The following is a 14200-nucleotide window of genomic DNA, read 5'->3' on the forward strand; positions in this document are numbered from 1 at the left end:
CAGGTCAAAAACCTGTACCAGTCAGCTGCCTTGCTGCCGGCAACGAAGGCTGATACCCATAACCATAGGTACCTCCCCGGTAATCGTTGATAATTCTCGGAGTAACAAGAATGACTAATTCTCGCTTTTGTCTCTGACCAGAAGTACCCCTAAAAAATTGACCAATTAAAGGTATATCTCCAAGAATGGGCCATTTTCTGACTACCTTAATATCGCTATCCGAAATTACACCGGTTAGTATCAAAGTCTGCCCATCCCTAACTCTTAAACTTCCTGTATCCAACCTGCGAACTCTTAAAGTACTTACATTTCCACAGCCTGCAATTGTCTGCGGACTACCAGTTACAGCCGCGATCGAGGGAGACAATGCAAATGAAACAAAACCATTATCATCAATTTTCGATACTCTTGCGCCAAATGTGAGTCCGGCCGTCCCGAACTCAGGCTGACAAGAATTAGGAGCGCCATTCTGTCCAGCCTGGACTTTAAAACTCACGATCTCTTGAGTGCCGACTGTCACAAATGACTCATTGGCTCGAGATCGTCCAATTGTGGCGAAGTTCAGAGCCGAGTCAGCACCTGATACCGACACATCTGCGCCACCATTAAGTTCAGCAGGGTTTTCACTGAGAATTAAAGTTGGAGATGCGAGTGTTTTTGCACTATTCGAAGTAATTAATGCTTTTAAAAAGTTATAAAAATTCTCTTTTTGATACGCACTTCCAGGATTAACCCTAGCTGGATCCAAAGGATCAAGAATTTCCTGCGCAACTTGAGCATTTTCCCCAGTAGAGGTTATCCGCTCACGCTTCCCGCTTTGAGCGTCGCCAGCAATTACATCAAAATTATTGTTATTAGGCGGCAAAAGACTCCCAAACGCTCCTACTAACTCTCCTCGCTCACTTACAATGAAATTATTTCCATAACGAAAAGCAAAGCTATTATTGATAACAGCGTCGTTGTCCAGTGCTACATCCAGAATCCTCACAGACAGTGCAACCTGGCGCTGGCGAAGATCAATCTGCTTTAAATAACCCTCAGCAATCGCCAAAAGTTTTGATTCGCCAACAAGAGTGACAGTCTGCAATCGAGAATCAGTTGTTAACACTAAACCGCGAAGAGGTCCAACGGAGGCTCCGAAGGACTCTGCTGAAGTAAGCTGGGAAAACTCCTGTGACTTTACATTGCTGATAGCAGCAGTACCTTCAGAAGCAGACTGAGCCGATGAAACTGCAACTGTGTTCGTAAAATTAACTGTAGCGCCAAGATTACCAAGATACTCAGCAGCAGATCGTGCACTCACCTGATTCAATCGAATCACCTTCGACATCTTTGGACCAAAAGTTTTAGAGGCCGCATTCCTGCCAACTAATAGAGTGCGTCCATCCAGCCTTCCTTGAAGACCAGATGCAAGCAGAGCTCCATTAATCGCTCTCGCATATGACTCGCTCTGAAATGAAATAGTGAGAGGAAGACCACTATTCTTTGCCTTCGCGGAGCGATCATTGGCTTTCCCATCATTGTTTTTTTCATCATTGTTAGATTCTTGATCTTCATCTTCTTCTTCAACAAACAGGAAGCCATAACCACCCAATCTCGCTAATGCCATTAATGCATCTTTAGCTGGGGCATTGTTGAGTGTAAGAGTTACAGGCGGACCACTCACATTCACAAAGCTGCGGTTCTGTAACACCATCGTGCCAACGGCCATATCGCCGAGCGGTGGAGCCACAGCCCTTGGACGCAGGGATGGGGCATAGCGAGCCTGAGGAACCACTCCCGGCATATTCAGATCCAATCGTCCGGTCTGCAGGGTCGGGCCCGCCACAAGACCAGGAAACTGCAGGACCAAATTGCGGCCATCGGCACTCACCACAGGCTCCTGCAACCTCATTCCCGGTTGGGGAACCACCTCAAGTTGATAACTATTGCCCGACCCTCTAATGGCCACTCGCTTCAAACCCGAAGCAGGATCAGACAACTGATTGCGTCCACCGCTCAATTCGGGAGTGTCCTGCGTCTGCAACCTGCCTTCCCACACCTGGCCATTGAGGCGTTGCTGCAACACCGGTCGTGCACCAACCCCCTTGATCACCACCTCCACTACGCCATCACCTCTTCTCATGCCCAAGGAAATAGTCCCCTGAGCCAGTGCCGTCCTGGAACCTGATCGAACAGCTACATCAAGCAGGCCAACCTCAGCTGCTGCAACACCAGCGACAAGCAAAAGCGCTGTGAGTCGGGAAGGGGTGAACGGCATACCCGGGCCTGGACCCCATCAACATGGGCGGATGGTATCGATCAGATTCTTAATGGGCCAGCCCTTGAGCAACTGCTGAAGACAGCTGTTGAGAACTGCTGCTTACGAAGGAGGTTGAGCCCCATCCCTCATTCCAGCAGTGCCTTCATCGCGACCGGATGCGTTGTCAACTTTCGGCGCCTGATCAAAGAAGGTCAGCCTCAGCTTCAAACGTGTTCGGGGCGGCCCAATGTTCACCGGCTGATCCTCAGCCTCGTCAGGAGCTTCAACAGCGGTGAGCTCAAGATCACTGGGCTGCACCTGAAGCTCAAGCAGCTCCATCCGCCTCAGGAACTGCAGCAATCCCTGATAAGGCCCAACCACCTGCAGTAATACCGAGCTTTTCTCGTATCCCAGAGTCTTGAGCGGATCACCGCTTGCTGAAGGCCTCTCATCACCCTTGGTCTGCTGATCCTGGTTGCTGCCGGAGTCCGAGGCCTCCGGTGCACTGTCTGTGTCAGGTTCATACGAACTAATCACCACTCCGCTGGCGGAAGAGATGCGACTCAGCTGCGCCAGAAACGTCTGAATCTGTCCACGGCCAGCCACAAGGTCCACCAGCAGAGCCTGCTGCTGCATCACCTCAGCCAGAGCTTGTTCGCTCTTGACGAACTGGGCCTCCAGAAGAGGGATCGTGTCGCGCTTGCCTTCCAGCTCCACCAGACGCTGGCGCTGCCGGTCAATCCGTTCCAAGACCGGCAATCCAAATGCGACGAACACACCCGCTGCAAGCGCCAGACCCAGCAGCCCAGGGGCAGCCACCAACAGGCGCTCTCTGGTGATTTGCTGCCGCCAGGCCGGACGATCAGGGCTGAGATTGGTCAAGGAGCAACCCCCTGTTGCTCCAGCAGGCGATAACGCTTGACAAGGCCTGACGCACCGAGCTGCTGCAACTGCTGAATGGAGGGTCTGGCCATGGGATCGAGCGACCAGTCGAGGCTGAAGTTCACCGAAGGAGTCTCGCCGTCATCACCCTCATCACGGCTGAGCTTCAGCACCTTGACACCATTGCGGCGGGAGATCGACAACCTCTCCAATGCAAGTGCAAAAGCGTTAACCCTCTCCAACGGTCCTGGCGTGCCGCCAAGACCGACCTTCCCGGAAATTGTGATCTGGTCGTTCTGAACGGCCACGTCCTGGAGCTGCATGCCTGCTGGAACGACCCGACTCAACTGCTCAAGCAGGGGCGAGCCGGCCTGACCATTCACCAACTGCTCAGTGATCAACAGATTGTCCTTACGCAACTTGGCCAGCCGTTGCTTGGCAGTGCGCAAACGCCCTTCAATCGATCGGACCCGCTGCTCGAATGGCAACAGTGTCTGCAACTGCTGCTGCTGCTGCATCTCGATCCCACCCATCACAACGATCGAGCCAACCGACAAAAGCAACGCAGCCCCAGCGATCAAAGACCCGCGCAACAACAGCGGACCTGCGGGTTTGCATGGGCCTGAATCATCCGGCAACCCAAGCTCGCTCCGGCGCTCTCGCAGCAGATCCGGCAGCCCCTGCCCATCCAGTCGATCAGGCATCGCCAGTCCCCCGAGGTGCGATCAGAGCCAGATCGAGCAACGACATTTCGGCGTCGGAGCGCAGAGGCCCGAGCCGAGGATCATGCTCTGCAGCCCAGCCACCCTGCCACTGGCTTGAAGCGGTGACCCACCATCCCAAAGAATCCGCAGGGTCCCAGGCTTCAACCAGCCCCAGCACCTCTTCCCTGAGTGCCGGGTACTCCAAGGCCTGCAGGCTGAGATCAACCTCAGGGAAACCGTTGCGCAGCAATAACAAACGCCATCGCCCCTGCTGCTCCACCAACCAAACCAGTCGCTGATCCGCTCCAGCGTGGCCGTCGAACAAGCCACGCCAAGCCGCTGACAACAGCCATTCAGCACGGCGCAATCGCAGATCGGCCTCTTGCAATGTGTCAACCCAGCCCTGCAGAAGCTGCCGTTCGGTTCCCACCACCAGAGCCGAATCGCTTTGCGGCAGGGTGAGGATATCCAGGTAACAGTCCTGCAAACTCAATGACCAGCCGAGTTCAGGCTGCAGCACCCGCAGGTCATCGCCACAGCTCAGCGCAGTCGCTGCGGCTCCCTCAAGCAAACGCCACTCGCAGCTGGAAAGCGGCAGCAACAGCTCAATGTCCACCTGGGGAAGGCTGAATCCTTTCTCAAGCAGCAGGTCAGCGATCGTCTCTCCAAGCACCTGGTGATTGAGGGGCTGGCCGGAGCGACACAGATCCGGCGGCAAATCGATGGTGGCCATCTCCCAACGATCCTGCGTCCGCCAGGCCAGATGGAGTACCTGATCCTCCGGCGCAAGCAACACCCGGCGTGGATCCAGCAGAGCCTGAACCTGCACCAGACAGGTATCCAGGACGGGGAAACGGTCACGCAGTTCAGCCAGCCCCACGATGCAACTCCAGACCAGTGGGTACTGCGACTCTCAAAGAAGGGTATCGACTAGTGCCAGGGGGCGCCGCTACCAACCGCTTCACTGATGTGACGGATCCCATGACGATCCAGCTGGTTCATCAGCCCTTCCAGCACACGGGGCACCAGATCAGGCCCCTCAAAAATCCAACCGGTGTAGAGCTGAACCAGAGATGCTCCAGCGGCGATTCGCTCCCAGGCGGCCTCTGGCGTACTGATGCCACCAACCCCCACGAGCGGCAGAGCAGGGCCGGCGGTGGCGCGCAAGCGCCGGAGCACCTCCAAAGCCCGTTTTCTCAACGGATCACCGCTGAGGCCGCCCGCCTCCTCAGCAAGGCTGCGGCCGGTCTGACTCAGCACCCTCTGCCCGAGCCCAAGGCGATCGAGGCTGGTGTTGACAGCGATGACACCGGCAAGCCCCTCCTGATAGGCCAGGCGGGCGATGCCATCGATGGCGTCATCTTCAAGATCAGGTGCGATCTTCACCAGCAGGGGCGGGCAGCCCGGCAGCCTGCGCAAGCGTTCCACCAGTCGACGCAGCTGAGTGGCATCCTGCAGATCGCGCAGACCAGGCGTGTTCGGCGAACTGACATTGATCACCGCATAGTCGGCCAGTGGCGCCAGCAGTTCCAACGAGGAGGCATAGTCATCGGAGGCCAGCTCCAATGGCGTCACCTTCGATTTACCAAGATTGATCCCCAGCACGGCTGGCCGCTGACCGCGAGGCGGCAGGGCCTGTCTCTCGAGAGTGCGGCGCAGCTCCTCAGCACCTTTGTTGTTGAAACCCATGCGGTTGAGCGCCGCACGTTCCTGGGCCAGGCGAAACAGCCGCGGCCGTGGGTTGCCGGGCTGGCCATGCCAGGTGACGGTGCCGACTTCGGCAAACCCGAAACCAAAACGATCCCAGACCCCGGCGGCAACTCCGTTTTTGTCGAAACCGGCTGCAAGGCCAAGGGGATTGCTGAAACGACATCCAAACAACACCTGCTCCAGGCGCAGATCCCGGCGCGTCAGCTCAGCGGCCACACCATTCAGCACACCGGACAGACCCGGCCACTGCCGGCGAAGACTGAGCTGTCCAAGCGCCTGCAGGGCCGTACGGCTGAGCTGTTCAGCATCCACTCCTTCATCCTTGGCGAGCACTGGTCCAAGCCAGCGCCGATAGAAACCTGCGGTGGACATCACCCCGGACGATGACGGCTGGGTCATCTGGGTTCCTCGATCTATCTCGATCCTGCCTCGGCGCGGCGCAGCCTCCAGCAGTCGCCTTCCGCCGGTTCAACCATCCAGTCGCGCCAGCACCATGCCTGTTGACGCTCAGCCAGACGGGTCAGTGGTTGCTCCACCAGCTGAGCCAGTTCGACCAACGACAGGGCATATCCACCAGCAGCAAGACGATCAGCCAGCTCCAGCCGGGTGAGCAGCTGCTGCAACGATTCCGGGGCGACATCGTCTGCCTGCTCCAGAGGACCATCTGCGAAGTTCCCGGCCTTTGAAGGAGCAGATTGAGAGGCTCGACCCAGCTGTGGCGAGGTCCCCTTCGAGAAAGCCACGGCGATTTGATCCACCCGATCGTTATCCGGGTCTCCGCTGTGTCCTTTGACATAGGTGAGCGGCACATCGGACAAGCGCGCAGCGTCGAGGGCCTGCCAGAGGTCCTGATTGAGCACTGGTTTACCCGCAGCGGTTTTCCAACCCTTGCGTTTCCATCCCGCCATCCAGGACCCCAGACCATCGATCAGGTATTTGCTGTCGGTCCGCAGGGTGAGATCGGGATGACGAGGCAGCTCGGCCAGCCTTTCAAGCATCGCAAGCGCCGCCTGAAGCTCCATGCGGTTGTTGGTGGTGGCGGGGTCAGCGCCTCCGAACTCCTCCACACTGCCGTCCTCAAAACGGATCAGGGCTCCCCAGCCCCCTGGACCGGGATTACCGCTGCAGGCTCCATCGGTGGCAGCCGCCACAACCCGGCCTCTCTGATCAGACTCAGCCATTGGTCACCCCACGCCTTCTTCGGTACAACACGGTTCTTGAATACCCAGGAGGGCTGGGCCATGGGCCGAACCTACTTCCGCAAAGCTGCGCTGAGTGCTGCTGCAGTAGGGCTGGCGGCCATCGCCGGAAGCATGCCTGGATGGACCCGGGCACTCTTTGACAGCAGTCCTCTTCAGGAAGAACGTTTCGCGATCCTGGCCCAGGCCGTGGGCCGGGATCGCTGGAAGCTTCTGCTGCTGGAACAGATCAAAGCCAGACCCCTCTGCTGGGAGGAACGTCAGGACGGCCTGATGAACCCTTCACTGAACAGCTTCGATTTCACGGGAATCTGCAGCCGCTACCTCGACAGCAACGGATACTCGCTGCGCACCTCCGGAAAGGATGCCGACAAGCGCTATCGCCTGGGCCTGAAACAGAGTAGAAACGGACTGGCCTTGCAGGCGATGGACTCAGTCCAGGGCGACAGCACCACGGTGGCTCGTGCGAACAATGTGCGCAGGGACAGGAACGCCTTTGTGAAATTGACGCTTGAGCCGGGTTGGTCGCTCGAACGCCGCAGCTACAAAGGACGCACCTTGAGCCATGTGTATTTCGCTAACACAACGCCGATCAATACTCTGATAAAGGCCAGTAAGGCCAAGCCTTTCAAGAAGAATCTGATCTTCACCGCCAGCCTGCCCAAGCCTCCTTCAGCCCCGCGCAGAGGTCGCCTGAATCGGCAAGGCGGTCCGATCCGCCTCACGGTGATTCCCTTCAGGCCCTAAAGCGGTACCTGATTGAAGGACAGTTGACAGAGCGCCCTAATCGATCGGCAAGTCAGGCAGCATTTTTTTATTTTTGATCAGTGTGAGGAGTGCAAAGCGCCTCTTCTGGGTCGAAACAAGGACAGACTCCGGTAACGCGTTCCACTTCACTGCTCTGCCTTCGGCAGAGCTTTTTTTTGACCACTCGGCTCAGCCTGTCCGGCATCGAGCGGACAAGAAAAAACCGACCCGTGGGTCGGCGGTCGGCAATCAATCAGAGATGGGGAAAGGATCGGCAACCACTGGCAGCCGATCCAACTGGATCACTTGAGAGTGACCTTGCCACCCACCTCTTCGATGGCCTTCTTGAGGGCCTCGGCGTCATCCTTGGAGACACCTTCTTTGATGGTTTTCGGCGCAGCCTCGACCATGGCCTTGGCATCGCCCAGGCCAAGGCCTGTGGCTTCGCGCACAGCCTTGAGGACCTTGATCTTGGCGGAAGCATCGAAGCTTTCCAGCACAACATCAAACTCGGTCTTTTCTTCAGCGGCCTCGCCACCACCGCCAGCGGCAGCGCCGGGGGCAGCCATCACCACACCCGCGGATGCGGCAGCGGAGACACCGAAGGCTTCTTCAATCTGCTTGACAAGCTCGGAAGCTTCAAGCAGTGAAAGAGTCTTCAGCGATTCGAGGATTTCGTCGGTTTTTGCAGACATGGTTGGGATTCAGCAACAGATCAAAAAAACAGTCGGGTCGAAGACGTTCAGCTTTCGCCTGAATCGGCGTGCTGCTTGAGCGCCCGAGCAAGACCGGAAGGAACCTCGTTGATGCCCACAGCCACCTTGGTGGCAACGGCATTGATCGAACCAGCGATCTGAGCCATGAGCACTTCCTTGGTGGGAAGGTCACCGATGGCCTTGATCTCGTCCTGAGACAGAAGCTTGCCTTCGAAGAGGCCGCCCTTGGTTTCGGACTTCTTGGTGTCCTTCTGAAAAGCCTGAAGGGCCTTGACTGCACCGCCGACGTCGCCCTTGACCAGGACGAAAGCGTTGGTGCCGCTCAGAAGGGAATCGAGGTTGGACCAGGCACTATCACCATCAATGGCACGACGCATCAAGGTGTTTTTGGTCACCTTGCAAACGCCGTTGCTGGCCTGAAGACGAGTCCTCAGATCAGACATTTCCTTGATGGAGAGACCCTGATAATCCAGGACCAGTGCCATTTCGGCCTCACCGAGGAGCTGCTTGAGCTCTTCGACGATCTGTTGCTTGCTCTCCAGAGTGCGGCCCATAGGATTTGGATCGGATCGGGGGAACAAGCTGGACACACGGCCGTTCAGTTCTCACGAATGAGACGAGGCCGCGTGTCGATCCAATCCCATGGGAGGGAAAAAAATCGTCGCGTCTGCCTCGGCAGGGCTTATGCGTCAGGAACGGTTGATGACAACCGCTAGAAGCAACCTGCTGTCTTTGGCCGGGCGCGTGCCCGTTGTCTGGCTTTCGCCAGCATTTGAATTTACAACAAAGCCCCCACCGCAGTGGAGGCTGGTTGGCATCTGCCTGTGATGAACTGATTCAGCCCTCTTTGTTGATGTCCTGAAGAGCTGAGATATCCACTTCCACTGAAGGCCCCATGGTGGAGGTCACATACAGACTCTTCCAGTAACGACCTTTTGCACCACTGGGCTTGTTGCGGTCGATGGTCTCCTGAAGCATCTTCAGGTTGTCGAGAAGGTTGGCAGCGTCAAAGCTGGCCTTGCCGAAACGCACGTGCACAATTCCGGTGCGGTCAGCACGGAATTCGAGCTTGCCGGCCTTGAACTCCTTGATGGCAGCGGCCAGATCAGTGGTGACAGTGCCGGCTTTGGGGTTGGGCATCAGACCGCGGGGACCAAGCACACGACCCAGCTTGGCCACTTTGGGCATCATGTCGGGTGTGGCGATCAGCAGGTCGAAATCCATCTCCCCTTTGCTGATGGTGTTGACCAGGTCTTCATCCCCGGCAAGTTCAGCGCCTGCCGCTTTGGCCGCGGCAACTTTTTCGCCACTGGTGACCACGGCAATGCGCACGGTCTGTCCGGTGCCGTGAGGCAGTGCAACTGTGGTGCGGAGCTGCTGGTCGGTGTACTTGGGATCAATTCCGAGACGAACATGCGCCTCCATGGTCTCGTCGAACTTGGCGTTGGCGTTGTCCTTGACCAGCTGGATGGCTTCAAGCGGCTCATAAGCGCGCTCTTCAACCTTGGTGACGAGGCTGGCCAGGCGTTTTGAAAGTTTTGGCATGGCTTGGATGGGGTTCAGGCGACCGCGAGGTCTCCCCCTCAAAAAATGGAAAGTGAACAATGACCGGCGCAAAAGCGTCAGTCGCTGATGGCGACACCCATGTTGCGGGCAGTGCCTTCGATGATGCGCATGGCCGACTCAACGCTGGTGCAGTTGAGGTCGGGCAGCTTGGTCTTGGCGATCTCCTCAAGCTGGGATCGCTTGATGGAGCCAACGCTTCCCTTGGCGGATTCTCCGGAACCTTTGGCGATTCCCGCAGCCTTGGTGATGAGCACGGACGCTGGAGGCGTCTTGGTGATGAAGGTGAAACTACGGTCTTCGAAGACCGAGATCTCCACAGGGATCACGAACCCGGCTTTGTCCTGGGTGCGGGCGTTGTACTCCTTGCAAAACGCCATGATGTTGACCCCGTGCTGACCGAGGGCAGGACCCACGGGCGGTGCAGGGTTGGCTTTGCCGGCCTGAAGGGCCAGCTTGATCACAGCTACGACTTTCTTGGCCATCGGCGGACGGAGTTGAACATCTGCGGATCACCTGGCCCTCGGGGCAGGTGCGGCGGGGTGGGGAACCACCCCTGAGGCCGCCCTCCGCAGGGAGACGGCCGCCGTCGATATCAGTTCTGCTTACTCACCTGAGAAAACTCGAGCTCGACCGGTGTCTCACGGCCGAAGATGGAGAGGAGAGCCTTGAGCTTGCTGCGCTCACCTGACACCTCGATGACCTCACCCTGGAAATCCTTGAACGGACCAGCAGTGACGAGAATCTGATCACCCTCGCTGAGATCGACCTTCACAACAGTCTTCTTCTCAGCAGCCCGCTTGAAGATGCGGTCCACTTCCTGGCGGCTCAACGGACGTGGCTTGATGTGACCCCGGGCTTTGCCCGTGGCACGACGATCCTCCGCACCGACAAAGTTGATGACATTGGGAGTGCTGCGCACCGCCATCATCGTGTCTTCATCCAGAACCATGCGCACCAACACATAACCAGGAAAAACCTTCTCCTCAGTGGACTGGCGACTGCCGTCCTTCTTGATTTTCACTGCAGGAGTCTCGGGAATTTCAATCTCGAGAATGCGATTGCTCACACCCAGAGTCACAGCTCGTTGCTCCAGCGTGGCCTTCACCTTTTTCTCGCAACTGGAGGCCACCTGCACCGCATACCAGCGGGCGACGCCCGTGCGGATTGCGGGGGTTTCGAGAGTGCCCTCTTCTCCGTCATTCGGCGCCGGGAGGTCAAGCACCTCTGTGGACTCCGACTGGTTTGGATCGAGATCAGACACGAGGCAGGGCAGGAGTGAAGGATGAAGTAGGAAATTGCACCGGATCAGACCGGGAAAAGGATCAGCGGAACACCTGAGACGCAGCCCAGCCGTAGAAGCGACTTAAGGCGGCAATGGCCGCAGCCGAAAGACTCACCATCAGGATCACCGCGATGGATTCGCTGAACAGCTGTTGCCTGCTGGGCCAGACCACGAGCTTCAACTCTTCGAAGGTGGCCTGCAAAAACCCACCCTTTTTCTCAGGCTGTTCAGGGCCTGATGACGTTGGCGTCGTCGCTGCGGTTGTGTCCTCTGATGTGGGGCTGGTCACGGATGACGGATCAAAAAAGTCGTCTGGGCCGGTGCTGACGCCGGCTCTGAGGGCACGTGACAGCAATTGAATATCCTACCGGACGCCTTCCTAGGCTTCATTCAGGTTCGAAGCGGAAGGATTCTGCTGGTGCCTCTCCAGCAAGTACACGCACTGCCTGAGCCCCGTTGAAACGGTCCTCCAGCAGTTCTGTTGCAAGAGGATTCTCCAGTCGACGACGCAGCACCCTGCGCAACGGTCTCGCCCCGTACTCCGGCTCGTGGCCAAGGCTCACGATCGCTTCAATCACAGCCTCCTCAACGCGCAGCTCCAGCCCCTGTTCTTTCAGAAGCGAAGCCAGATCAGCCAGCTGCAGGCGCACGATCTTGCTCAGATCATCCCGTCCGAGCGGCTTAAAGCGGATCACCTCATCGATGCGATTGAGAAATTCAGGCCGGAAATGCCTGCCCAGAGCCTCATCCACAGCCCCATCCAGGACAGATGAATCAATCGATGCACCCGCTTCCCTGTCCTTTCGGGCTGAATCCAGAATGGCGCGGCTGGCCAGATTGCTGGTCATCACGACCACGGTATGTCGGAAATCGACCGTGCGCCCCTGTGAATCGCTGAGACGCCCGTCATCCAGGACCTGCAACAGCACATTGAACACATCAGGGTGAGCCTTCTCCACCTCATCCAGGAGCAGCAGGGCATAAGGACGTCGACGCACCGCTTCGGTCAGCTGACCCCCCTCCTCGTAACCGACATAACCAGGGGGAGCACCAAGCAAGCGCGCCACAGCGTTGCGCTCCATGAACTCACTCATATCAAGACGCACCATCGACTCCTCCTCATCGAACAGCTGTCCAGCGAGAGCCTTGGCCAGTTCAGTCTTGCCGACGCCTGTCGGTCCGAGAAACAGGAATGAACCCACGGGGCGCCGGGGATCCTTCATTCCTGCTCGGGCCCTGCGGATCGCCGCCGCCACGGCCTCCACGGCATCGGGCTGGCCGATCACCCGCTCAGCAAGGCGCTGGTCAAGCTCCAGCAGCTTCTGGCGCTCGCCCGCCAGCAGGCGCTGGATGGGAATGCCTGTCCAGCGCGCCACCACATCGGCAATGTCCTCGGCTTCCACCTGCTCTCGCAGCATTGCCGTGCCGTCTCGCTGCGCCTTGTTGAGCGCCTCCTCCAGGTCACTGCGGCGCTGCTGCAGGCGATGCAGCTGGTCGTACTGAAGCCGTGCAGCTTCTTCCAGATCACCCTGTCGCTCAGCTTCAGCGACGGCATGACGGAGATCCTCATCTTCCTGCAGCAGCTGGCGCAGTTCCTGCAGCTGTTCTCGCTCCGCCTGCCAGCGCTCACGCAGTTGAGTGAGCTGGGACGAGGCCTCCAATCGCTGGCGCTGGAGCTGCACTCGCTCCGATTCAGGAGCCTGCTCCGCCGCGAGCACCGCCAGTTCCACCCGACGCAGATCCATCTCGGCGTCCTCCACCACCTGGGGCTTGGAGGTCACATCCATCTTGAGTTGTGCCGCCGCTTCATCGATCAGATCGATGGCCTTGTCAGGCAGGCAACGATCACTGATGTAGCGATCAGCAAGGCGTGCTGCAGCTGTGACCGCGGTGTCAGTGATCGTCACGCCGTGATGCAGCTCGTAGCGCTCCTTCACCCCACGCAGAATCTCGACGCTGTGGTCGATTGAAGGCTCCGAGATCTGCACCTGCTGAAAGCGGCGGTTCAGAGCTGGATCCTTCTCCACTGTGCGTCGGTAATCCTCTGGCGTGGTGGCGGCAATACAACGGAGATCCCCTCTCGCCAAAGCAGGCTTGAGCAGGCTGCCGGCGTCAGCGCTGGACCGATCGCTGTTCACCACGGTGTGCAGTTCGTCGATGAAGAGCACCACGCCTGCCTCTGGATCACTCACCTCCTGCAGCACCTCTCGCAGGCGCTCCTCGAACTGCCCGCGGAACTTGGCACCAGCGATCAATGCACCCACATCCAGGGCCACAAGCCTCAATCCCTGAAGTGATTCCGGAACTTCACCGGCAACGATGCGCTGGGCCAACAGCTCGGCGATGGCCGTCTTGCCCACGCCCGGTGCTCCGATCAGAACAGGATTGTTCTTGCCCCGACGCGAGAGCACCTTGATCAAACTGCGGATCTCACCATCGCGGCCGACCACGGGATCCAGCAGCCCCTGAGACGCAGCCGCAGTGAGGTCACGGGCATAACGGTCCAGGGCCGTTGGCTCTGGATCACTTGCAGGATCAAATTCCGGGTCATCAACAGGCTCCGACGGCCTCAGCCCAGCCTGAACAGGCTCGGGCAATGGCTGAACGGATGGCCCGGAAGACGTCGGTGCTGGACGATTAACGGGTGCAGGAGGACTGGGCGGAGAAGGCGCAGCCGATGGGTTCGGCCTCCGCAGCGCGGCCTCCAGGCGATCGGCCGGCAACCCAAATCTGGACAGCAAATCAGCACCGATGCGTGGGTCACGACCGATGGCGATCAGCAAGTGCGAAACGTCGATCAGCCTTGACCCCCAGAGGCCGCGCACCCTGTCGGCCGCCTCGAGCAAGGTTTCAAGGTCTTCACCGACAAACAGCTCATCACCTCGAGCCATGGGCTGCTCCTCCAGGAAGCCCTCGAGCTGATCAAGCAACTGTCCTTGAGCAAGGGGCAATGCGGCCACATCCGCCTCAAAGCGCGGATCACTGAACAAAGCCTGAAGCAGATGCTCCACGTCCAGATCGCCGTGACGCCAACGACGGGCTGAATCCTGGGCGGACAGCAACAACTCCCAGGCATCGTCGCTGAAACGGTCCGGCTCCACCGTGAGGCTGGCAGGAGGTTGAGGCGTCACACCGAAATCAGATGTCATCGC

General features: G+C 58.3%; 14 protein-coding genes. 1 reads left to right on the forward strand and 13 read right to left on the reverse strand.

What is annotated here, in order from left to right; all coding sequences use genetic code 11:
• Positions 1 to 4: 4 nt before the first annotated feature.
• The 6 genes from SIB73_RS11525 to SIB73_RS11550 all read right to left on the reverse strand — a co-directional run bounded on the left by SIB73_RS11525 (position 5) and on the right by SIB73_RS11550 (position 6719).
• Entirely contained in the window at positions 5 to 2260 is a 2256-nt protein-coding gene (locus SIB73_RS11525; RefSeq protein WP_413404970.1) for a type II secretion system protein GspD, read from the reverse strand.
• Between the two features lie 102 nt (positions 2261 to 2362).
• Positions 2363 to 3124 (reverse strand): hypothetical protein, encoded by a 762-nt coding sequence (locus SIB73_RS11530; protein ID WP_413404968.1) that lies wholly within the window; start codon positions 3122 to 3124, stop codon positions 2363 to 2365.
• Entirely contained in the window at positions 3121 to 3828 is a 708-nt protein-coding gene (locus SIB73_RS11535; protein WP_413404966.1) for a PilN domain-containing protein, read from the reverse strand. Before SIB73_RS11535 ends, SIB73_RS11530 begins: the two co-directional genes overlap by 4 nt.
• Positions 3821 to 4708: a hypothetical protein gene (locus tag SIB73_RS11540; protein WP_413404964.1), complete on the reverse strand. Its 888-nt coding sequence runs from the start codon at positions 4706 to 4708 to the stop codon at positions 3821 to 3823. Before SIB73_RS11540 ends, SIB73_RS11535 begins: the two co-directional genes overlap by 8 nt.
• Before the next feature lie 50 nt (positions 4709 to 4758).
• Positions 4759 to 5937 carry a quinone-dependent dihydroorotate dehydrogenase gene (locus tag SIB73_RS11545; RefSeq protein WP_413404962.1) on the reverse strand — a complete coding sequence of 393 codons (1179 nt, stop codon included), beginning with the start codon at positions 5935 to 5937 and terminating at the stop codon, positions 4759 to 4761.
• 14 nt (positions 5938 to 5951) lie between these two features.
• The gene (locus SIB73_RS11550) at positions 5952 to 6719 is read right to left on the reverse strand and encodes a ribonuclease H family protein (RefSeq protein ID WP_413404960.1); all 768 of its coding nucleotides are present in this window, start codon (positions 6717 to 6719) and stop codon (positions 5952 to 5954) included.
• A 60-nt stretch (positions 6720 to 6779) separates the two neighbouring features.
• Between SIB73_RS11550 and SIB73_RS11555 the strand changes: the two genes are divergently transcribed.
• Positions 6780 to 7484: a DUF3747 domain-containing protein gene (locus tag SIB73_RS11555; RefSeq protein ID WP_413406237.1), complete on the forward strand. Its 705-nt coding sequence runs from the start codon at positions 6780 to 6782 to the stop codon at positions 7482 to 7484.
• A 302-nt stretch (positions 7485 to 7786) separates the two neighbouring features.
• On the opposite strand, the gene rplL is transcribed toward SIB73_RS11555, so the two are convergent.
• The 7 genes from rplL to SIB73_RS11590 form a co-directional block, all read right to left on the reverse strand.
• Positions 7787 to 8179, reverse strand: a complete 393-nt coding sequence (gene rplL, locus SIB73_RS11560; protein ID WP_413404958.1) for a 50S ribosomal protein L7/L12 — start codon at positions 8177 to 8179, stop codon at positions 7787 to 7789.
• 47 nt (positions 8180 to 8226) lie between these two features.
• A complete protein-coding gene (gene rplJ / locus SIB73_RS11565) occupies positions 8227 to 8754 on the reverse strand; it encodes a 50S ribosomal protein L10 (protein ID WP_413404956.1) in 528 nt (175 codons plus the stop codon).
• A gap of 283 nt (positions 8755 to 9037) precedes the next feature.
• The gene (gene rplA, locus SIB73_RS11570) at positions 9038 to 9745 is read right to left on the reverse strand and encodes a 50S ribosomal protein L1 (protein ID WP_066909264.1); all 708 of its coding nucleotides are present in this window, start codon (positions 9743 to 9745) and stop codon (positions 9038 to 9040) included.
• A gap of 77 nt (positions 9746 to 9822) precedes the next feature.
• Positions 9823 to 10248 carry a 50S ribosomal protein L11 gene (rplK, locus tag SIB73_RS11575; RefSeq protein WP_067096075.1) on the reverse strand — a complete coding sequence of 142 codons (426 nt, stop codon included), beginning with the start codon at positions 10246 to 10248 and terminating at the stop codon, positions 9823 to 9825.
• 110 nt (positions 10249 to 10358) lie between these two features.
• A complete protein-coding gene (gene nusG, locus SIB73_RS11580) occupies positions 10359 to 11027 on the reverse strand; it encodes a transcription termination/antitermination protein NusG (protein ID WP_413404954.1) in 669 nt (222 codons plus the stop codon).
• A gap of 61 nt (positions 11028 to 11088) precedes the next feature.
• Positions 11089 to 11337 (reverse strand): preprotein translocase subunit SecE, encoded by a 249-nt coding sequence (gene secE, locus SIB73_RS11585; RefSeq protein WP_413406235.1) that lies wholly within the window; start codon positions 11335 to 11337, stop codon positions 11089 to 11091.
• A gap of 97 nt (positions 11338 to 11434) precedes the next feature.
• Positions 11435 to 14197 carry an ATP-dependent Clp protease ATP-binding subunit gene (locus tag SIB73_RS11590; RefSeq protein ID WP_413404953.1) on the reverse strand — a complete coding sequence of 921 codons (2763 nt, stop codon included), beginning with the start codon at positions 14195 to 14197 and terminating at the stop codon, positions 11435 to 11437.
• Positions 14198 to 14200: the final 3 nt, after the last annotated feature.

Source organism: Synechococcus sp. MIT S9509 (assembly GCF_047303035.1).
GTDB lineage: Bacteria > Cyanobacteriota > Cyanobacteriia > PCC-6307 > Cyanobiaceae > Synechococcus_C.

Bases quoted from the DNA above. Each gene is read 5' to 3' on its own strand.
- SIB73_RS11525 (WP_413404970.1), bottom strand. From the start codon at position 2,260: ATGCCGTTCACCCCTTCCCGACTCACAGCGCTTTTGCTTGTCGCTGGT.
- SIB73_RS11590 (WP_413404953.1), bottom strand. From the start codon at position 14,197: ATGACATCTGATTTCGGTGTGACGCCTCAACCTCCTGCCAGCCTCACG.
- rplK (WP_067096075.1), bottom strand. From the start codon at position 10,248: ATGGCCAAGAAAGTCGTAGCTGTGATCAAGCTGGCCCTTCAGGCCGGC.
- SIB73_RS11555 (WP_413406237.1), top strand. From the start codon at position 6,780: ATGGGCCGAACCTACTTCCGCAAAGCTGCGCTGAGTGCTGCTGCAGTA.
- rplL (WP_413404958.1), bottom strand. From the start codon at position 8,179: ATGTCTGCAAAAACCGACGAAATCCTCGAATCGCTGAAGACTCTTTCA.
- SIB73_RS11545 (WP_413404962.1), bottom strand. From the start codon at position 5,937: ATGACCCAGCCGTCATCGTCCGGGGTGATGTCCACCGCAGGTTTCTAT.
- SIB73_RS11535 (WP_413404966.1), bottom strand. From the start codon at position 3,828: ATGCCTGATCGACTGGATGGGCAGGGGCTGCCGGATCTGCTGCGAGAG.
- SIB73_RS11550 (WP_413404960.1), bottom strand. From the start codon at position 6,719: ATGGCTGAGTCTGATCAGAGAGGCCGGGTTGTGGCGGCTGCCACCGAT.
- rplA (WP_066909264.1), bottom strand. From the start codon at position 9,745: ATGCCAAAACTTTCAAAACGCCTGGCCAGCCTCGTCACCAAGGTTGAA.
- rplJ (WP_413404956.1), bottom strand. From the start codon at position 8,754: ATGGGCCGCACTCTGGAGAGCAAGCAACAGATCGTCGAAGAGCTCAAG.